General features: G+C 67.3%; 20 protein-coding genes. 15 read left to right on the top strand and 5 right to left on the bottom strand.

Annotated features, from left to right (window positions below):
- Position 1: 1 nt before the first annotated feature.
- Positions 2-244 carry a MoaD/ThiS family protein gene (locus C795_RS0103225; protein ID WP_017792320.1) on the bottom strand — a complete coding sequence of 81 codons (243 nt, stop codon included), beginning with the start codon at positions 242-244 and terminating at the stop codon, positions 2-4.
- A gap of 113 nt (positions 245-357) precedes the next feature.
- On the opposite strand from C795_RS0103225, the gene C795_RS0103220 reads away from it, so the two are divergent.
- Positions 358-1,569, top strand: a complete 1,212-nt coding sequence (locus tag C795_RS0103220; RefSeq protein WP_017792319.1) for a ThiF family adenylyltransferase — start codon at positions 358-360, stop codon at positions 1,567-1,569.
- On the top strand, positions 1,566-1,979 hold the full coding sequence (locus tag C795_RS0103215) for a molybdenum cofactor biosynthesis protein MoaE (protein WP_017792318.1): 414 nt from the start codon (positions 1,566-1,568) through the stop codon (positions 1,977-1,979). The genes C795_RS0103220 and C795_RS0103215 overlap by 4 nt, the downstream gene beginning before the upstream one ends.
- 2 nt (positions 1,980-1,981) lie before the next feature.
- Here C795_RS0103215 and C795_RS0103210 read toward each other — a convergent pair whose 3' ends face one another.
- Positions 1,982-2,593: a pentapeptide repeat-containing protein gene (locus tag C795_RS0103210; RefSeq protein ID WP_017792317.1), complete on the bottom strand. Its 612-nt coding sequence runs from the start codon at positions 2,591-2,593 to the stop codon at positions 1,982-1,984.
- 26 nt (positions 2,594-2,619) lie between these two features.
- Complete coding sequence (gene moaA, locus C795_RS0103205) at positions 2,620-3,702, bottom strand: GTP 3',8-cyclase MoaA (RefSeq protein ID WP_017792316.1); 1,083 nt, start codon at positions 3,700-3,702, stop codon at positions 2,620-2,622.
- A 256-nt stretch (positions 3,703-3,958) separates the two neighbouring features.
- On the opposite strand from moaA, the gene glsA reads away from it, so the two are divergent.
- From glsA to C795_RS15045, 6 genes are all read left to right on the top strand, one after another.
- On the top strand, positions 3,959-5,038 hold the full coding sequence (gene glsA / locus C795_RS0103200) for a glutaminase A (protein WP_051053750.1): 1,080 nt from the start codon (positions 3,959-3,961) through the stop codon (positions 5,036-5,038).
- A gap of 56 nt (positions 5,039-5,094) precedes the next feature.
- Complete coding sequence (locus C795_RS17520) at positions 5,095-5,904, top strand: MFS transporter (RefSeq protein WP_232225417.1); 810 nt, start codon at positions 5,095-5,097, stop codon at positions 5,902-5,904.
- Complete coding sequence (locus C795_RS17515; protein ID WP_232225423.1) at positions 5,895-6,653, top strand: MFS transporter; 759 nt, start codon at positions 5,895-5,897, stop codon at positions 6,651-6,653. The genes C795_RS17520 and C795_RS17515 overlap by 10 nt, the downstream gene beginning before the upstream one ends.
- Before the next feature lie 48 nt (positions 6,654-6,701).
- A complete protein-coding gene (modA, locus tag C795_RS0103190) occupies positions 6,702-7,505 on the top strand; it encodes a molybdate ABC transporter substrate-binding protein (RefSeq protein ID WP_017792314.1) in 804 nt (267 codons plus the stop codon).
- A gap of 166 nt (positions 7,506-7,671) precedes the next feature.
- The gene (locus tag C795_RS0103185; RefSeq protein WP_017792313.1) at positions 7,672-8,517 is read left to right on the top strand and encodes an ABC transporter permease; all 846 of its coding nucleotides are present in this window, start codon (positions 7,672-7,674) and stop codon (positions 8,515-8,517) included.
- Positions 8,514-9,275 carry an ATP-binding cassette domain-containing protein gene (locus C795_RS15045; protein WP_017792312.1) on the top strand — a complete coding sequence of 254 codons (762 nt, stop codon included), beginning with the start codon at positions 8,514-8,516 and terminating at the stop codon, positions 9,273-9,275. The genes C795_RS0103185 and C795_RS15045 overlap by 4 nt, the downstream gene beginning before the upstream one ends.
- A 34-nt stretch (positions 9,276-9,309) precedes the next feature.
- On the opposite strand, the gene C795_RS0103175 is transcribed toward C795_RS15045, so the two are convergent.
- The gene (locus C795_RS0103175) at positions 9,310-9,981 is read right to left on the bottom strand and encodes a M15 family metallopeptidase (RefSeq protein ID WP_083879115.1); all 672 of its coding nucleotides are present in this window, start codon (positions 9,979-9,981) and stop codon (positions 9,310-9,312) included.
- Between the two features lie 100 nt (positions 9,982-10,081).
- Between C795_RS0103175 and C795_RS0103170 the strand changes: the two genes are divergently transcribed.
- Complete coding sequence (locus tag C795_RS0103170; protein WP_017792310.1) at positions 10,082-10,786, top strand: response regulator transcription factor; 705 nt, start codon at positions 10,082-10,084, stop codon at positions 10,784-10,786.
- A complete protein-coding gene (locus C795_RS0103165) occupies positions 10,779-11,870 on the top strand; it encodes a sensor histidine kinase (RefSeq protein WP_017792309.1) in 1,092 nt (363 codons plus the stop codon). The genes C795_RS0103170 and C795_RS0103165 overlap by 8 nt, the downstream gene beginning before the upstream one ends.
- An 8-nt stretch (positions 11,871-11,878) precedes the next feature.
- Here the strand turns inward: C795_RS0103165 and C795_RS15040 are convergent, their stop codons facing one another.
- Positions 11,879-12,412, bottom strand: a complete 534-nt coding sequence (locus tag C795_RS15040) for a VanZ family protein (RefSeq protein ID WP_083879114.1) — start codon at positions 12,410-12,412, stop codon at positions 11,879-11,881.
- A gap of 144 nt (positions 12,413-12,556) precedes the next feature.
- Between C795_RS15040 and C795_RS15035 the strand changes: the two genes are divergently transcribed.
- The 5 genes from C795_RS15035 (at position 12,557) to mobA (ending at position 18,466) form a co-directional block, all read left to right on the top strand.
- Positions 12,557-12,832 carry a PLD nuclease N-terminal domain-containing protein gene (locus tag C795_RS15035; protein ID WP_017792307.1) on the top strand — a complete coding sequence of 92 codons (276 nt, stop codon included), beginning with the start codon at positions 12,557-12,559 and terminating at the stop codon, positions 12,830-12,832.
- A 135-nt stretch (positions 12,833-12,967) separates the two neighbouring features.
- Positions 12,968-14,287, top strand: a complete 1,320-nt coding sequence (locus tag C795_RS0103150) for an AAA family ATPase (RefSeq protein WP_017792306.1) — start codon at positions 12,968-12,970, stop codon at positions 14,285-14,287.
- Positions 14,284-16,149: a tetratricopeptide repeat protein gene (locus C795_RS0103145; protein ID WP_017792305.1), complete on the top strand. Its 1,866-nt coding sequence runs from the start codon at positions 14,284-14,286 to the stop codon at positions 16,147-16,149. Before C795_RS0103150 ends, C795_RS0103145 begins: the two co-directional genes overlap by 4 nt.
- Positions 16,150-16,379: 230 nt before the next feature.
- On the top strand, positions 16,380-17,717 hold the full coding sequence (locus C795_RS0103140; protein ID WP_017792304.1) for a molybdopterin molybdotransferase MoeA: 1,338 nt from the start codon (positions 16,380-16,382) through the stop codon (positions 17,715-17,717).
- Positions 17,718-17,812: 95 nt separating this feature from the next.
- Entirely contained in the window at positions 17,813-18,466 is a 654-nt protein-coding gene (gene mobA / locus C795_RS0103135; RefSeq protein WP_017792303.1) for a molybdenum cofactor guanylyltransferase, read from the top strand.
- Positions 18,467-18,481: the final 15 nt, after the last annotated feature.

Genomic DNA, 18,481 nt, shown 5'->3' with positions numbered 1-18,481 from the left:
TCTACCCTCCGGCGAACGGGGGGAGGACGTCGACTGTGATGCCGCTCGCGATCGGTCCGTCGTCCTTGCGCACGATTCCGTCGACGAGGAAGCTGCCGGCGCGCATCACACGCGCCATCTCCTCGCCGTACTTCTCGGTCAGGTCCCCCCGCAACTGAGCCAGCGTCTCGGCAACCCAGGGCTCTTCTTCAAGCCCGGCCGCTTCGGCCGCGGCCGCAAAGTATCGAACAGTGATTTGCGACATGTGGCCATGCTACCCGGTGCCCGTGACACTCATTCCGTGCCGGGCCGAGCCCAGAAGATTAAGCACGGCCGCCCATCGCACGGCTACGCAGAACCCCGCGTAGGATCCAAGGTATGACCGAACGACTGCACCCTGGGGGGCGAGAGCCGGGCCCCGCTGTCGAACTGGGCTCAGTGCTCACGCCCGAGCAGCGGGCCCGGGCCGAACGGCAGCTCACGCTGCCAGAGTTCAGCGAAGAATCGCAGCGCAGGCTCGCGAATGCGCGCGTACTCGTGATCGGCGCGGGCGGGCTCGGTAGCGCAAGCGTGCCCTACCTCGTGGGCGCCGGTGTCGGGTCGGGGGCCGGCATGATCGGCATTCTCGATGATGATGTCGTGGAGCTCTCCAATCTGCATCGCCAGGTGTCGCACGCGACCGCCAATCTCGGCCGCACCAAGACCGACTCCCTCTCGGAGGCCGCACACCGCCTCGACCCCGGGGTGCATGTCGTGACCCACACGCTACGCCTCACCTCAGACAACGCCCTTGAGATCTTCAAGAATTACGACCTCGTGATTGACGGCAGCGACAACTTTGCCACGCGCTATCTGGTGAACGATGCGGCGCAGCTCACGGGAATCCCGCTCATCTGGGGCGCGATCCTGCAGCATCACGGGCAGGTGGGCGTCGCCTGGCACGAGTACGGCCCCGGCTACCGCGACCTCTTCCCGTCGCCCCCAGAGCCGGGCACGGTGCCCAGCTGCGCGGTCGGCGGCGTGCTGCCCGGACTCTGCGGCACTATCGGGTCGCTGCTCGCCACTGAAGCCCTCAAAGTCATCACCGGGGTGGGCGCGCTGCTCATCGGCCGCGTGCTGGTCTATGACGCACTCGCTGCCCGCACCCGCGAGATCAAATACGCGCGCGACCCGCAGGCCGCGGCCGTGACTGAGCTCATCGACTACGAGCTCTTCTGCGCCGGGCCCGACGCTGAACCCGAGCGCATCGAGGCGCGCGAGCTCGCGCGCCTCTTGCGGGCGGGGGAGGCCCCCGGGCTGATCGACGTGCGCACCGCCGAGGAGCGCGGCGAGCAGCGCATCGCGGGATCCCGGAGCATACCGCTCGCCGATATCGAGGCGGCAGTGGGATCCGGATCGCCCCTGCCCGAGAGCCTCGCGGCCCTCGTCGGCGCGGCGGGTGCCTCTCTGGTCGTGCACTGCGCGAGCGACCAGCGCTCCGTGCGCGCGGCCCGCCTGCTCGCCCGCGGCGGTGTGCAGGCGCGGGTAGTCACGGGCGGTATCTTCGAGTTTGCGCAGGTCGCACCAGAACTGATCGAGAGGAACGCATGAGCGAGCAGCTGGCCAGGGTCACCGACGAGGCAATCGACGAGGCCGCCGTGCGGGCCGCAGTCGACGGCCCCGACGCGGGCGCTGTCGTCATGTTTCACGGCATCATTCGCAACCACGACGGCGGTGAATCGGTGACCGCGCTCGACTACTCATACCATCCCGACGCCGAAACGTTTCTCGCACAGCTCGTCGCCGAGGAACACGAACGCACGGGGATTCGCCTCGCCGCCGTGCACCGCGTCGGCGCGCTCGGCATCGGCGATGCGGCGCTCGTGGCGGCCGCCGCCTCGGCGCACCGTCGCGAGGCGTTCGAGGCGATCGAACGGCTCGTCGAGCGTATCAAGCACGAGGTGCCGATCTGGAAGCGGCAGCACTTCACCGCCGGATCCTCGGAGTGGGTCGGTCTCTAGGGCTAGCCGATCACCTGCGCGCCCATTGCTTCGGCGATCGTGACCGCCTGACGGGCGTCAATGAGGGTGCCGCGCAACGAGGTCTCGCGCGGGTTGATGCCGTCGAGGATGCTACCGACCAGGGTGGCACCCGCAAAGTCAGCGCCGACGGTGATCGCTGAGCTAAGGTCGCAGCCCTCGAACACTGACTTCGCACCGCGCAGCCGGGTGAAGTCGACCTCGCGCAACCGCACTCCGCGAAAGGTGGCCCGCGACAGGTCTGCGCTTGCGAGATCGCACAACGACCAGTCGCCGCCTTCAACGCGCAGCAGCGCAAACTCACACTCGTCGAAACTGCCGCCCATCACCTTGGTGTCGGCGAAATGGGTGTCAAAGAAATTGCAACCAACGAAGGTGCAGCGAATGAACGCGGTGTCTTGCAGCTGGGCGGCATTGAACTTGACGTCGCGAAACGTGCACTCCGCGAAGGTGGCGCCGTGCAGCTGCACCTCGGTCATGTCGACACCGCGAAACAGGGTGCGCTCGTAGGTGACGCCGTCGAGTTCTCGGGCGTACCAGTCCTCGCCTGAAATGGTGTGCTCGAAAATGGGTGCGCCGCCCCTGCCAATAGCCATGCCCGCAGCCTATCGGCCGCCCCCGACTACCCGCCGATGTATGACATCTCGATGCGTTTGCGGCTGCCGGGGGTGAGGGCCGCGCGAATCTCAGAGTAGTTGTCGTCGCGCAGGCCCCAGTGTTGGGCGAGGATGCCCGAGAGTTCCTCGTCGCCTGCGTCGCCGCGCAGCAGCTCGCGCAGGTCGAGCCCCGACGACGCGAAGAGGCAGGTATACAGCTGCCCCTCCGCCGACACCCGGGCCCGTGAGCAGTCGCCGCAGAAGGCCCCGGTGACGCTCGAGATGACGCCGATCTCGCCGGCGCCGTCGACATACTTCCAGCGCTTCGCCGTCTCGCCCGGGTGAGTCGGGGCGGCGGGCTCGAGCGGGTACCGCTCGCTGATTCGGCGTACGACCTCGGCCGACGGTACGACGTCATCGAGCAGCCATCCGTTGGTGGCACCGACGTCCATGAACTCGATGAATCGCAGGATGTGACCGGTGCCGCGAAAGTGCTCGGCGAGATCGAGGATTTCGTCGTCGTTGACGCCGCGCTTTAGAACGGTGTTGATCTTCACTGGCCCGAGCCCGGCCTCAGCCGCCGCATCGATCGCCGCGAGCACACGTTTCACGGGAAACTTCACGTCGTTAATCGCCTGGAATCGTTCCTCGATCAGTGAATCGAGCGAGATCGTGACGCGCTGCAGCCCAGCCGCTGCAAGCGCCGCGGCCTTCACCGGCAGCGCCGAACCGTTCGTAGTGAGGGCGAGATCGACGGCCTCGCCCGATGGCGTGCGAATCGCCGCAAGCCGAGCCACCAGATCCTCGATTCCGCGGCGCAGCAGGGGCTCACCGCCCGTGATCCGGAGCTTGCGCACTCCGAGCCCGACCGCGATGCGCGCGAGCCGCTCGATCTCCTCAAACGTGAGAAGCTCGTCGCGCTCGCGAAATTGAAAGTCGCGGCCGAAGATCTCCTTGGGCATGCAGTAGACGCAGCGAAAGTTGCAGCGGTCGGTGACCGAGATGCGCAGGTCGCGCAGTGGGCGGTCACGGACGTCGCGCAGGTCGAGGGCTGCCGGTGCGCGCCCGGTCGACGGGAGCACGCGAATCGGGGGCAGTGACTGTGCCACGGGCAACCTCCTCGCTGATACTTGCGCTGATCGGCGCCGACCCCTGCAATGGTCTCGCGCAGGCTTCGAACCCCAGCCTAGGCCGCTCCAGTGTTGGTCGCGAATGCGTTTGCCGTGACTATTGCTCGAGAAGTCACAGTACCTAGACGACGCGAAGTATTTTGGGTCAGTGGTTGGCAGATGTGTCAGGATGACAATACCTCGCGCTGCCGTGCGAGTATGCGCAAGCATCACCCTCGACGGCGAGGAGAAGAAAGTGTTTCAGTCAGACGTCCTCCAGGTAACTCAGCGCGTGTCCACGGGCAGCCTGCCTAAGAAGTCTCGAGTGGATGAGCTGCTGAGCGACGCACACGAGCGCTATCGAGGCTCCACAGACGGCACGGTCGCCGACTATATTCCAGCTCTTGCCGCCGCAGATCCCGGCCAGTTTGGGCTTGCGCTCGTCGGCGTCAACGGCAGCACGCATGCAGTCGGCGACGCCGACGTCAACTTCTCGATCCAATCGATCTCGAAGGCGTTCGTGTTTGCGCTCGTGTGCGAGATCATCGGCCATCGAGAGGTGCACGACCGGATCGGTGTCAACAACACCGGCTTAGCGTTTAACTCGGTGATTGCGGTGGAACTGCACGGCGGAAGCCCGCAAAACCCCATGGTCAATGCCGGCGCGATTGTAACCACGAGCTTGATGCCCGGTGACACCCCCGAAGCGCAGTGGGAAAACGTGCTCGACGGGCTCTCCCGGTTCGCGGGCCGCCCGCTCGAACTCGACACCGAGGTGTACGAGTCCGAGTCACGCAGCAATTCCCGCAACCGGGCCATCGCGCGGCTGCTGCACAGTTACGGACGACTCAACGTCGACCCCGAGGCGGCAGTCGACGTCTACACGAAGCAGTGCTCGGTGCGGGTGACCGCGACCGATCTTGCGGTCATGGGGGCCACGATTGCAGACGGTGGCGTGAATCCGATCACCGGTGAGCAGGTCGTATCGGCCAGTGTCGCCCGCGACACCCTGGCGGTGCTCGCTAGCTGCGGAATGTACGAGAGCTCGGGCGAATGGTTGTTTGAGATTGGGTTGCCCGCCAAATCTGGCGTTTCGGGCGGCATCGTCGCGATCGCCCCGGGCAAGGGAGCCCTGGCCACGTTTGCGCCGCCGCTCGACTCGGCAGGCAACAGCGTGCGCGGCCAACGCGCATGTGCCTACCTTTCGCGCGGACTCGGGCTCAACCTATACGCCTCGACGACGCACCCTGAGTTTCACCCCGACGCTGACCCTGCCGCGCGTACCGCTGCAGCACAGGCGATTGAAGCCACCGACACGGAAGGCCCACGCTCCTGACACACAGCACCGACAGTCTCGCCCGTGAGATCGAAGAAAAGAGATCCTGGGGGCCGATGGTCGGCCTCTTTCTCGCCCAGGTGCTGATGTCGTTTAACGTCGCCGCACTGCCCATCTCGTTGGGGGGCATGGTCGAAGACTTCGGCGTGCCCCCGACGACGGCCAGCTCGACGATCGTTGTCTACGGACTCGCGGTGGCAGCGCTCGTGATGACCGGCGCAAAGCTCGGCCAACGCGTCGGATGGGTTCCGATCTTTCCTGTCGTCGTCGTCGTATTTGCCGGCTCCTCGCTCATGATGATCTTCTCGCCCACGGTGGCCTGGGCGATCGGCGGGCAGCTACTTGCGGGCGCCGCGGCCGCAATCATCGTGCCAGCCCTCGTCGCCCTGATCGCGCAAAACTATGCCGGATCACAGCAGGCCACCGCGGTGGGTTCCCTCGGTTCGGCCCGCGCGTTCTCGGGCATGAGCGCCTTCCTAATCGGTGGTGCGCTCGGCACCACCGTGGGGTGGCGCCCCATCTTCTTCATCACGCTGGGGCTCGCGGTCGTCGTATTCGTGCTGAGCTTTGGCCTGCGCTCTGCCGCGGGTGACCGGGGCATCAAGATTGACACGGTCGCGTCGGCGCTGATTGGCGCGTCAATCGTGTCGCTCACGCTGGGGTTCAACAACCTCAACGGCTGGGGCATCGTACGTGCGACCGAGGGGGCGCCGTTTAACATTGCGGGCCTCTCACCCGCGCCCGTGCTGATCGTTCTCGGTGTCGTGCTGGGGCAACTCTTCTTCGTGCGAACCAAGCGGCGTGCGGCCGCTGGCCGGGTGCCGCTGGTTGACCTGAGCGTGCCGCCGTGTACGCCATGTTCATAATCGTGCTGATGGAAGCCGCGGTGAACTTTACGGTGCCCACGTACATCCAGATTGTGCAGGGGCGCACCCCGTTCGACACGTCGCTCGCGATGCTGCCGTTCAACCTCACCGTCTTCGTGACGGCGACGCTGATAGTGAAGTTCTACGCGAAGTTCTCACCGCGCGTGATCGCACTATTCGCGTTTACCGTGACGACCGCGGCCCTCGTATGGCTCGCGATCGTCGTGACGAACAACTGGGAGTCGCTGCCGACGATCATTGGGCTCATTGCATTTGGTGTGGGGCAGGGCGCGCTGGTGACCCTCGTGTTCAACGTACTGGTGACCGCGGCGCCCAAGTCGCTCGCGGGTGACGTCGGCTCGATTCGCGGCACCACCCAGAATCTCGCGTCGGCAGTGGGCACCGCGGTCATGGGCGCAGTGCTGGTGACGACGCTGGGCTTCGGCGTGATGAACGCGGTCGAGGAGCACCCCGAGCTGCCAAAGGAACTCGTCGCGCAGGTCGATCTCGACAACGTCAACTTCGTGAGCAACGATGATCTGCGCGAGGTGCTCGCCGACACCACGGCCACACCGGATCAGGTGGCCGCAGCGGTGGAGGTGAACGAGGAGCAGCGCTTGCGCACACTGAAACTCGGTTTCTTGATGCTCGCCGGGCTCAGCGCGATCGCAGCGATCCCGGCCTCACGTCTGCCGAAGTATCGGCCAGAGGGAGTCGGCGAAGATGAGGACGACGACGCGGCTCGATAGTCTAGGGGCGGCCCGATGCAGGGCGATATGTTGCCACCTCACTGACGATTGGACCTGCTCTTGCGCGCACGCGGATCACTAGCAATCTTGGCCGCTGCGGCCCTGGGCCTCATGGGATGCTCCGGATCGCCCACCGCCGATTCTGCCCCCGTCGACGGACAGACCGAGCCCGTGACGATCACGGTCTCCGCGGCAGCCTCGCTGCAGCGGTCGTTCGACGAGATCGCGTCGGCGTTCGAGACCGCGCACCCCGAGGTCGACGTTGCCCCGATCGGCTACGACGGGTCGTCGACGCTCGCCACCCAGATCATTGAGGGCGCCCCCGTTGACGTGTTCGCCTCGGCTGACGAACGCAACATGCAGCTGGTCGTGGATGAGGGACTCGCAGCCGGCGCCGAGGTATTTGCGACGAACACGCTCGTAATCGCGGTGCCCGCGGGCAACCCCGCGAAAGTCACGGGCCTGGCGGATCTCGCGAGCGCGGTGACCGTGCTGTGCGCCCCCGAAGTGCCGTGCGGCGCGGCCTCTGCACAGCTGCTCGCCAACGCGGGGATCGCAGTGACGCCCGCCAGCCTCGAACAGAACGTCACGGCGGTGCTGCAGAAGGTGGCGGCGGGCGAAGCCGACGCCGGCCTCGTCTACCGCACCGACGTTGTGGGCGACGACGCAGTTGAGAGCATCACCCCCGAGGGAGCCGACGCGGTGGTGAACCGATACCCGATCGTGGCGCTTGAATCGACAGCTCGCACGGGTCCCGAACAGGCTGCGGCGGCCCAGGCGTTCGTCGACTTCGTGCTGGGCGCCGAAGGCCAGGCCGTCCTCGCCGCCCACGGATTCGGAACCACCGACTAGTGGCGCCTTAACCGCCATATCCAAATTACGAGGGGATACGATAATCGCGCGATTACCGTATCCCCTCGTTATTTTGGTGTGGAGTGGCCAAACGAAGTTCATATGGGGCAAGGCTCGAGCGTTGACGAAGGAATCCCGGGCACTCCGTTCGTATAGGTTGAGAGGCGTGACGAGAACGATGCGCGCAGCCGGGAGTCGAGCGACGGGCCGGGCCGACACCGGCGCGAAAGCGCCGGCGCTCGCACTTGCGCCCGCCGTACTCGGTGTCGCGCTGCTGGTACTGCCGCTCATCGCGCTCGTGAGCCGCGCCTCGTGGGGCACGCTGTGGCAAGACATCACGAGCCAAACGGCCAAGCAGGCGCTCGCGCTGTCGCTCGGCACGGGGCTCGCGGCCACCGCGCTGTGCGTCGCGCTCGGGGTGCCGCTCGCGCTCGTGATGGCGCGATCCGGACCCCGTCTGTCGCAGCTCCTGCGCGCGCTCGTGGCGGTACCACTCGTGCTGCCGCCCATGGTGGGCGGCGTCGCGCTGCTGTTCCTGTTTGGGCGTACGAGCCCCATCGGTCAGCTGATCGACCAGCTGTGGGGGGTCACGCTGCCGTTCTCGACCGCTGCCGTCGTGCTCGCGCAGGCGTTCGTTGCCCTGCCGTTCCTGGTGCTCTCGGTCGAGGGCTCGCTGCGCGCGACGGGCGCGGCCTACGAGCGCACGGCCGCGACCCTCGGCGCGGGCCGCTGGATGGTGCTCACGCGCGTGACCCTGCCGCTCGCGGCGCCCGGGCTGATCGCGGGCGTGATCCTGTGTTTTGCGCGCGCGATCGGGGAATTTGGGGCGACGGCGCTGTTTGCGGGTAACGCTCCCGGCGTCACCCAGACCATGCCGCTCGCGATCTATACGGCCTTTAACGGCGCCGGATCGGGGCGCGAACCCGCCGTCGCGCTTTCGCTGTTGCTGCTCGCGACCGCTGTGCTCGTGCTGGTGAGCATTCGGGCGTGGAAGCCGGGGGCGCTCAAATGAGCGGGCGGCTGGCCGCGGGGCTCGCCTGCCAGATCAGGGTACCGCGCACCGGGTTCGACCTCGATGTATTGCTCGAGGTGGCGGCGGGCGAGACGCTCGCCGTCATGGGGCCCAGCGGTGCTGGGAAGTCGAGCGTGCTGCACGCCATCGCCGGCACCGAGCGCATCGCGGCGGGCAGCATCGTGCTCGGCGATTCAGGCACCCCAGACGCCCTCGTGCTCGCGGACGCTGCCCAGGGCGTGCACCTGCCTCCGCACCGACGCTCGATCGGCATGCTCGGGCAAGACCCGCGGTTGTTTCCACACCTCACCGCGCACGGCAACATTGCGTTCGGTGCGCGCGCAGGGGGGCTCAGCAAACCCGATTCTGCGGTCGTCGCCGATGGGTGGCTCGATCAGCTCGGACTGGGAGAGGTCAGCGACCAGCGCCCCGCCGCGCTTTCGGGCGGGCAGCGGCAGCGGATTGCGCTGGCCCGCGCGCTCGCCGCAGACCCGCGGCTCCTGCTGATCGATGAGCCATTTGCCTCGCTTGACGTGGAGGCCGCGGCAGACATGCGGGAGCTTGTTCGGGTCGAGCTCGCCCGCACCAGGACCACCGCGATCGTGGTCTCCCACTCGGCTGTTGATGCCGCAGCGCTCGCGCACCGGCTTGTCGTCATCGAGCGCGGTGTGGTCGTGCAACAGGGCCAAGTCGGCGAGGTCCTCGCGAACCCGGCAACGAGGTTCGTGCGCGCGGTTGCGGCCACCCTGCCCGGGTAGCAACACCGCTTCGCCACGCTGTGACTTCGAACCCTCATCCCTGCATCGCGGGGTCCATGGTCGGGTTCTCATACATCAGAGGGCACCCATCCGAGGGGGCCTCAGCACGAAACTCAAAGTGCCAAGACTCGTTGGCATACACCTGGCAGAGCCCGTACTGAGCCCCGTAGTTCTGTAGCCAGTAGCTCCCGTCGAAGGGGCCGATGTCGACGGCATCACCCGAAACGTGCGCCGACGTCTCAGGTGACGCCACCCAACGGGCGGCCTCCTCGACCGAGCCGTACTGCGCCACCGCTTCCTCTTGCATGTGCCGTTGCAGGGCAGGGGTGCGCCAGCCACTATTTACGTTAAATTCGATGCCCTCGGTCGCTGCTGAGTGTGCTGCCGACTGCAGAGCCTCAAGGAGCGAGGTGTTGAGGTGGCCCACGGCGGGGTAGTGCTCATCGAACACGGTGGCGGTCTCAGGCAGCAGCCCGTCGGCCTCGCTGAGTGCTTCCGAGACAGCGCCTGAGCCGGTGGCAGGAGCCCCGGCGGGGTCGATACCGGCCAAAGGCCAGCCTTGACCTGATCCGGCGGTGGGCCCGGCGAGCAGCCGTTGGCTGAAGACGGCCAGGGCAACAACACCCAGGATGAGGGCGATCGTCAACGCGATGGTGAGGCGCAGCACCGCGCGAGACGGTGTCGGGTGCGCGGTGGTTCGAGGCATCGGAAGAGGCATGTGAGTAAGTCCACACCGCTGGCTGTTGCGAGCCCGTATGCGTATTTTCATACGCTGGCAATATGTGCGACTTCCTACAATTAGTGGCATGCGAGTGTTGATCGTTGAAGACGAGCCGTTGCTGGCGGAGGGAATCCGTGATGGCCTACGCCTCGAAGCGATCGCGGCCGACATCGCAGGAGACGGCGATACTGCGCTCGAGCTGCTCAGCATTAACAGCTACGACATCGCGATTCTTGACCGTGATATCCCGGGCCCCTCCGGCGACGAGATAGCGAAACGGGTTGTTGCCTCGGGATCAGGGATGCCGATTCTGATGCTCACAGCGGCCGACCGCATTGACGACAAAGCCTCGGGGTTCGAACTTGGTGCCGACGACTATCTCACGAAGCCGTTCGAACTTCGAGAACTGGTGCTCAGGCTGCGGGCGCTTGACCGTCGGCGGGTGCACAGCCGACCGCCCGTGCGCGAGATGGGCGGGCTAAAGGTCGACCCGTTCAGACGCGAGGTCTATCGCGACAACAAGTATGTGGCGCTCACCCGCAAACAGTTTGCCGTGCTCGAAGTGCTCGTCGCCGCCGAAGGCGGGGTCATCAGCGCGGAAGAGCTGCTTGAACGGGCGTGGGATGAGAACGCCGACCCGTTCACCAACGCGGTGCGCATCACGGTCTCGGCCCTGCGCAAGCGTTTGGGGGAGCCGTGGTTGATCGCGACAGTACCGGGAGTCGGCTACCGCATTGACGCCGAGGCCGGCGCTCAACTGACCGGTCAGGAAGACCGGCCCAGTGCCTAGGGAACGAGGACTGAGCGTACGGCTCAAGCTGACCCTCAGCTACGCGGGATTTCTCATGCTCGCGGGTGGCTTGTTGCTTGCCGTCGTGTGGGTGTTTCTGCTGCGGTATGTGCCGCCCCATGCGACATACCGCCCCAATGCGTTCTTCCCTGGACGCAACGATCTCATTCGCGCATTTGTGCCCGCGGCAGCGTGGGCGCTCGTCTTCTTGCTTGGATTTGGCCTGTTGGGTGGTTGGGTGTTGGCCGGCCGTATGCTCGCCCCGCTGAGGCGCATCACGACCGCCACCGGCCGAGCTGCCCAGGGAGATCTGTCGCACCGGATCCAGTTGGAGGGGAGGCAAGACGAGTTTCGAGACCTCGCCGACGGGTTCGATGCCATGCTCACCCGCATTGAATCGCAGGTCGCTGAGCAGCAGCGGTTCGCTGCGAACGCCTCGCATGAACTCCGCACGCCGCTTGCCGTCACCCAGACCCTGCTTGAAGTGGCGGAGAAGGATCCCGACCGCGATGAGCGGGCACTCATCGCGCGGCTGCAATCCGTCAACAGCCGCGCCATCGAACTCACTGAGGCGTTGCTGACCCTGAGTCGCGCAGACAACAGAGTGTTTGCGCGGTCAGACGTCGACCTGTCGCTGCTCGCCGAGAGTTCCTTTGAGACGCTGCTGCCGCTCGCTGAAAAGCGCGGGGTCGTGATTGAAGTTACGGGAGAGCAGGCCTTCGCCGCAGGATCACCGGCCTTGTTGCAGCAGGTCACGACAAACCTGCTGCACAACGCGATCGTTCACAATCTTTCCGCTCACGGCACGGTGCACCTTCGCACCGCCCAACATCCGGGCGAAGCCGTCCTGGTGATTGAGAACTCGGGCGACCGGATCGGGGCGGCGCTCTCGACCCTTCTTGAACCGTTCACGCGAGGCACAGACCGGGTCTATTCAGACCAGGCGGGAGCTGGTCTCGGGCTCGCGATTGTGCACAGCGTGGTGCGAGCGCACGGCGGCACCCTCGAACTTTTGTCGCCGGAAGAGGGCGGGCTGCGGGTCACCGTGCGACTCCCGGAGACCGCGAAACCCTCCGTGCCCTAGCGGTGGAGCTACCGGAACCGGGCGGCCAGCGGGCCGACGTCGGGCTGTACGAAGTGCAGCGGCAACCAGATGAATGCTGCGGCGGCCAGCCAGGCGCAGCCCACCCCGATCATGCACCAGGTCGTCAGGTTGCGGCGCGCTCGCTGAGCAGACGCCGCGTAGCGCAGCATCAGCTGAACGAAGAGGAGTCCCAGCGCTGCCCCCGCCGTATTCGTAATGAGGTCGGTCACGTCAAACGCCCCAATGCCGATCACGAACTGGGTGCATTCGAGCACCAGGCTCGTGGACGCAGACACCGCAACACGGGAGAGCACGCTGAGGTGGCGCGCGAGCACGCCGAGGAAGACGCCGAGTGGCAGAAACAGCAGCAGGTTAATGAAGACTTCGACGGGTGCGCTCCTCCCAAACGCATCGGTCGAGATGAAGGGCACGAGCTTAACGTTGCTCACCCCCGGCTGCCCCACGAACGGCGGTTCCAGCTTCCACAGCACAACCCATACGAGAAGCACGAGATAGGCGAACAACGAGAGCTTCATACGCATGGTTCAAGTTCACCAGGCGGCGCGTTGCCCTGATGTTTGCAAATCCTCATACGCTGACGAAACACTCGGCGTTGCGAGGCGGCCGCGCTGCCCGGGCCCGCGTAGCGGCCTGTACCAGCTTTGTCGTGGCGGTACTCTTGCGCTATGAACCCAAACCCGCTGGTGCCTGCCACCTACGACATCGTTACCGTCGGTGTGAGCGTTATCTACTGGGTGGCCATGATTGTGGCAGTTGTCTCGCTGTCTCGTGCGTCGAAAGACCTCTCACTTGGGCAGCTGGGCGTCTGGTTGCTCATTGTGCTTTTCGTGCCGCTCATCGGGCCCATCGTGTGGCTTGTCTCGGGTCGCAAGAAGGTGCGCGCAGCACGAACCCTCGCCGCTCAGACAACCGCTGTGCCACCCCTCGACGAGCAGCAGTAGTCCGCAGCCAGGTGAGGGGCTAGTTTGCGCGGCAGTCCTGATGCTGCCTTGATTGGGTGCATGAGAGACTAGTTCGGTCTCGTGCAGCGCTTGCGGCTGTGCGCATTGCCAGAACGAAACAATCTCAGGAGCGCCATGAACGACCTCATCTCGGCGATCACCGCGGCCGTTGCCGCCGATCCTGAGGCGCTACCGTTGCGCCTACACCTCGCGGAGCTGCTCATCGCGAACGGTGACCGGGCGCGCGCCGTGGCCGAGCTGTCCCAGGTGCTCATGCGCGATGCCGCACACGAGCGGGCGCAGCAGCTGATGCGCGAGGCGCTGGGCGGATCCGCAGCCGCTACCCCGGCAGTCCCGGCAGCCCAGCAGCCGCCTGCAGCACACGAAGCGCCGGAGAGCGCCGCGGCCACAGGGCCCGCTGACCAGGATCAGTCACACGGCATCGACTGGGCGCGCCTCGAGCAGGAGGTCGACGTGACGATCGACCCTCCGTTTGTGGGTGCCACCGAAGCCACCGCCGCACCGCACCCCATGCCGGTCGACGGCGACCAGGCAGCAGCTGAGCTCGACGAGGCGCCCGAGACCCCCGAGGTGACGCTCGCCGATGTGGGCGGGCTGCAGCATGTGAAGGACCGGCTCAACGTCGCGTTCCTCGACCCCATGCGCAACCCCGAGATCGCCAAGGCGTTCCAGAAGAGCCTGCGCGGCGGCCTCCTGCTGTACGGCCCGCCCGGCACGGGCAAGACCTTCATTGCCAAGGCGATCGCGGGCGAGCTCGGCGCGAAGTTTCTGACGGTCACGGTCGCCGACGTGCTCAACTCGTTCATCGGCGAGAGCGAGAAGAACGTGCAGCGGCTCTTCGAGCGCGCCCGCAAGCACGCGCCCTGCGTGCTCTTTCTCGACGAGCTCGACTCCATTGGTGGCAAGCGGTCGATGTACGGATCGAGCGCGACTTGGATGCGCGGTGTTGTGAACCAGCTGCTGCTTGAGCTCGACGGTGTCGGCAGCAAAAACGACGGCCTGTTTGTGCTCGCGGCGACGAACCACCCGTGGGACGTCGATGATGCGCTGATGCGCCCCGGCCGCTTCGACCGTGTCGTGCTCGTCACCCCGCCCGACGCCGAGGCCCGGATCGAGATCCTGCGCGGGGCGCTCGCCGGTCGCCCGGTCGCGGGCATCGACCTTGCCCAGCTCGCCGCCCGCAGCGACCGGTTCTCGGGCGCCGACCTCGAACACCTCGCGACGACCGCCGCCGAGAAAGCGATGACCGATTCCATTGCCTCGGGCCAGGTGCGCCCCGTGACGATGGCTGACTTCGATGCCGCGTTCACGGAGGTGCAGCCCAGCACGGGCGGCTGGATGCAGAACGCTGTCAACGTCGTCACCTTCGGTAATGCTGACGGCCGCTACGACGAGCTCGAGCAGTACCTGACCCGGGAGAAATTCATCAAGTGACCCCGCAGCACGGCGGCACAAACGGCCCAGGGATGAACGGCGGCGCGGGCAGGAGCGTTGCCGGGGCAGCACGATCCGGATCGCCAGCAGCGGGCGCCCCCAGCCCCGAGCAGCTCGTCGAGATGAGCGTCAAGCACGCCGAACTGCTCGCGGCACAGGGACGGTTTGGTGACGCGCTCGAGGCGCTGAACCCGGGGCTCACGTATGACCCGAATCACCCGCACCTGCTGCATACGCGGGCCTGGCTGCTCATCAACCTGTGGCGGCTCGACGAAGCCCGGGTCACCCTCGAACGATTGCTGGGCGCGCACCCCGATCTGCACGGCAGCAGGCGGCTCCTATCGATAACCCTGATGCGGCAGGGGCTGTACCCGCAGGCAGAGCGCGAGATCGACATCTGCCTCGCGAATGACCCCAGCGACCCGTTCCACCAGCTGCAGCGCGCACGCGTACTGATCGCGGCGGTCCCCGAGCGGCGCGACAAGCGCAAGCTCAAGCGGGCCGCGCGGCGACACATCGACCAGGCCCTCGCGTTCGCCGCTGGCAACCCGGCCGTGTTCGAGGAAGCCACCCGGGCGCTGTGGTCTCTGGGCCGGGTGCGCGAGGCCCTCGACATCGCGAAGCGGGGCCTGGCTGAGGCGCCGCAGGATGCGGGCCTGCTCGCGCTTCATGCCGACCTGGTCACGGCGAACACGCCCACGAGCGGCGGTGACACGATCCACCAGGACGCGGTGCACGCCGTCGAGATGGGCAAGCTGCTCGCCGCCGAACCGCAGCACCGCGAGGCCCGCACCGCGCTGTTTCAGCAGCTGTGGTTCCGGTCGATGGTGCGCATCGACGCGCCAATCTACCTCACCGCCGTCGCGGCGCTCGGGCTGATCTTTGGGTTCGCGGGCGGCACCGCAGACCCCGGCGGGGTCGCGCTCTGGTGGGCGGTCGCGGGCGTCTTTGGGGGCGTGCAGTGGCTGAGATTCTGGGCGGTGAGCAACAATGTGCCGCGCGGCTTTCGGCGCAGCATCGCCGGATCGCGCCCCGTTGACGTCGCGAGGCGGTGGGGCGAGCGTGCGGTATCGATCCTGCTCGTCGTCGCCGGGGTGTTCGCCTTCGTACTGGCACTGACCTGGCGCGACGCCGTGGCGGTGCGCTGGGTCGTCGTGCTGCTCTGCCTGCTCGTGCTGCTCTCGTTCGCGTGTTCGCTGGCCTGGCAACTGGGGTACGTGTCGCGGGCGCGCAAATTTGAGGGTAAGCCCACCGACCGTGATGCGGTGGTGCGGCTGGCCGCTCACCGGCGGGGCCTCGCAGCGCTCGTGGTGGTGCGGTGCTTGGGGGCGGCGGGGCTGTGGATCCTGTTCTTCGTGACCTACGCGGTCGCCGGATTCGCGCAGAGCCGGGACGACGTGAGCGCGGTGGTGCTGCTCGCCACCTCGGGCATGGTGCTCTCGCCGCTCATCGGCTGGTTTGTGACCTGGGTTGCCGAGCAGCGGGCTCGCCGCGAGCTCGACGCCGCGGTCACGGTCGATGTGAAGGCACCCGCCCTGTGGTCACCGGCGCTGGGAGCGGTGGTGGCCGCGGGCCTGCTGATCACGCTCATCGGCGGCGTTGCCGCGGTGCCGATGACACCGAACCAGCACGACGCGATCGGACAGTACGCGGTCAAGGCACCCCGAGTCGGCGATGACGCAGACAACGGCGGTAGGGGCAACGATGGCGAGAGCTGCTCGGGCACCAAGGCAGCTCGGCTCGCGTGCCAGCTGCGCAAGCTGCAGGAGCGGCCGCAGGTCGAGGTTCCAGAAATCGAGCCCCTCGACCTGCCAGACATCCCCGAGGTGACTGAGATCCCGGTGATGCCGCCGCTTGGCTAGTCCGGCCCCGTCGGCCCACGGGGACGCATTCACTCGGCCTGAACTAGCGCACGCGCCGACCTAGTGGGCCGCACGCCGGGTGACCCTCGTGACTGAAACCTACGGTTGGCACCAACGCCTACGGTTTGCACCTCCCGCAGAGCGCACATTCCGTGTGCTCCGGTGCCAAACGTAGTGATTCGTCACCCGGCCCGGGGCATACTTCAAGAGTAGATCGAAAGGCGGACGAAGTGGCAATAACCCCTGAAGCCCACCTCGCGTGGGTGCTGGCGAGCGTGACCCCGCTCCAGCCTCGACGGATTGCGCTCGAGCAGGCCATCGGTACGGTGCTTGCGGAGGACGCGCGCGCCGCACACCCCTTGCCACTGTGGGCCAACTCGGCCATGGACGGGTACGCGGTGCGCGCCACCGATACGGCCGGGGCGAGCGCCGAGTATCCCGCGCGGCTCACGGTGCTGGGCGAGGTCGCGGCCGGTTCGCCGTGGGACCCGCCGCTCGCGCCCGGCGAGTGCGTGCGCATCATGACCGGTGCGCCCCTGCCGAGCGACGCCGACGCGGTCGTGCGGGTCGAGGCGACAGTAGGGGACCGCGATGCCGGGTCGATGCGTGCTGGGGCGATGCATGCTCCGGATCGCGGCGCGCTCGCCTGGGCTGACCATGGAGTGCGAGTTACCGCGGAAGTGACCGTCGGCAAAGACGTGCGCGCCCGTGGTGAGGACCTCGCTGCCGGTGACCTCGTGGCCCGGGCAGGCGACCCGCTCACCGCCGCGCGCGCGTCGGCGCTCGCCGCCGCGGGCATCGCCGATGTGCTCGTGCGGGAATCGCCGCGGGTCGCCGTGCTCGTCACGGGCGCGGAGTTGCGGCCGATAGGGGCTCCGCTCTCGCGCGGGCAGATCCCCGAATCGAATTCGCTGCTGATGCGGGGGCTGCTCGCCGAGGCCGGCATTACGCGGGTGAGCGTGGAGCGGTGCCCCGACGACGAGTCCTCAGTGCGCGAACGCCTCGCCGACCTCGGCGGCACCCACGACCTCATCGTCACCACGGGCGGGGTCGGCCCGGGCACCCGAGACGTGATGCGCATCGTGCTCGAAGAGGAGCCCGACGTGCGGGCGGTGCGCATGGCCGTGCGGCCCGGGCAGCCGCAGTGCGCGGGGCGCCTAGGCGCGGGCGGCTGGATCTTCGCGCTGCCGGGCAACCCCGTCAGTGCCGCGGTGAGCTTCGAGCTCTTCGTGCGCCCCGCCCTGCGCGCGATGCAGGGCTACGCGACAACTGCGCGGCCCAGGCTCCTGGCCACCGCCGCGGTCGACTGGCGCGGGGCCGCGGGGCGGCTGCAGGTGCTCCCCGTGCGGTTCGCAGACGGACCGGGAGGTGCTGAGGCCGGTGCTGATCCGGAGCTTGACGGGCCTCATGAGCCGGGCGTGATCTGGTGCGTCCCCGCGGTGCATTCCAGTCGCGTGTCCCACTCGGTCGGAGGCTTCGGGGCCGCCGAGGGCTATGCCCTCGTGGGCCCCGAGACCGGCGATGTCGCGGCGGGTGACCGGATCAGCGTGATTCGAACGGCGCCCTGAGCGCGGAAATTGGCTGGCGCGCGGGGCTCAATGCAGTCTGCGCGCAGGCGCGTCAGGCATAGTGGACGTAAGCTACGCCTGCGAACGGAGGCCGCATGTACGAGCATGACCACGGGAGTGAGTCCTCGTTCGATGCGATCGTGCTGGCCGGCGGCCGAGGGTCGCGCCTCGGTGGCATCGACAAGGCCACGCTCGAGCTCGCGGGCGAACGCCTCGTCGATCGGGTCGTTCGTGCGAGCCGGATCGCCGGCGCCGCGCAGATCATCGTGGTCGGGCCTGACTCGGCGGGCAGCGGGGCCGACGTCGTGCTGCGGGAACGCCCGGAGTTCGCAGGCCCGCTCGCCGGTATCGCTGCGGGGATCACCGCCGTCACCGCGCCGTGGGTGTGGGTGCTGGCCTGCGACCTCGAGTACCCCGAGCGGGTGTGCACGGTGCTCGGCAAAGACCATGTTCTGGCGGAGCCACGCAGCGCGGCTGAGGCCGACGGCACGCTGCTGATCGACGGCACAGGTCGCCCCCAGTGGCTGGCCGCGAGCTACCGTTCAGCCGCGCTTGCAGATGCCTGCGACAACATCGGCGACGAGGTTGTCGATGCCCCCGTGCGGCGTGCGCTGCAGGGCTTGCGGCTGCGTGAACTGCACGTGCCGACGGCGCTCGCCGCAGACATTGATACCCCCGAATCGCTGGCGAAAGCGCGCCAGCGTGCGGGGCAGGAGCCGGGAGCTGACGGCTCACCGGCATCAAGCTGAACCGGATCGATCGAG

This window comes from Leucobacter salsicius M1-8, from assembly GCF_000350525.1.
GTDB lineage: Bacteria > Actinomycetota > Actinomycetes > Actinomycetales > Microbacteriaceae > Leucobacter > Leucobacter salsicius.
This window is presented reverse-complemented; position numbering and strand designations above follow the sequence as displayed.

What these genes read in the sequence shown, in the direction of transcription:
- mobA (WP_017792303.1), top strand. Translation starts at nt 17,813, where the DNA reads ATGTACGAGCATGACCACGGGAGTGAGTCCTCGTTCGATGCGATCGTG.
- C795_RS0103175 (WP_083879115.1), bottom strand. Translation starts at nt 9,981, where the DNA reads ATGCCTCGAACCACCGCGCACCCGACACCGTCTCGCGCGGTGCTGCGC.
- C795_RS15035 (WP_017792307.1), top strand. Translation starts at nt 12,557, where the DNA reads ATGAACCCAAACCCGCTGGTGCCTGCCACCTACGACATCGTTACCGTC.
- C795_RS17520 (WP_232225417.1), top strand. Translation starts at nt 5,095, where the DNA reads ATGGTCGGCCTCTTTCTCGCCCAGGTGCTGATGTCGTTTAACGTCGCC.
- C795_RS0103170 (WP_017792310.1), top strand. Translation starts at nt 10,082, where the DNA reads ATGCGAGTGTTGATCGTTGAAGACGAGCCGTTGCTGGCGGAGGGAATC.
- C795_RS0103225 (WP_017792320.1), bottom strand. Translation starts at nt 244, where the DNA reads ATGTCGCAAATCACTGTTCGATACTTTGCGGCCGCGGCCGAAGCGGCC.
- C795_RS0103150 (WP_017792306.1), top strand. Translation starts at nt 12,968, where the DNA reads ATGAACGACCTCATCTCGGCGATCACCGCGGCCGTTGCCGCCGATCCT.
- C795_RS0103215 (WP_017792318.1), top strand. Translation starts at nt 1,566, where the DNA reads ATGAGCGAGCAGCTGGCCAGGGTCACCGACGAGGCAATCGACGAGGCC.
- C795_RS15040 (WP_083879114.1), bottom strand. Translation starts at nt 12,412, where the DNA reads ATGCGTATGAAGCTCTCGTTGTTCGCCTATCTCGTGCTTCTCGTATGG.
- C795_RS15045 (WP_017792312.1), top strand. Translation starts at nt 8,514, where the DNA reads ATGAGCGGGCGGCTGGCCGCGGGGCTCGCCTGCCAGATCAGGGTACCG.
- C795_RS17515 (WP_232225423.1), top strand. Translation starts at nt 5,895, where the DNA reads ATGTTCATAATCGTGCTGATGGAAGCCGCGGTGAACTTTACGGTGCCC.
- C795_RS0103210 (WP_017792317.1), bottom strand. Translation starts at nt 2,593, where the DNA reads ATGGCTATTGGCAGGGGCGGCGCACCCATTTTCGAGCACACCATTTCA.
- C795_RS0103220 (WP_017792319.1), top strand. Translation starts at nt 358, where the DNA reads ATGACCGAACGACTGCACCCTGGGGGGCGAGAGCCGGGCCCCGCTGTC.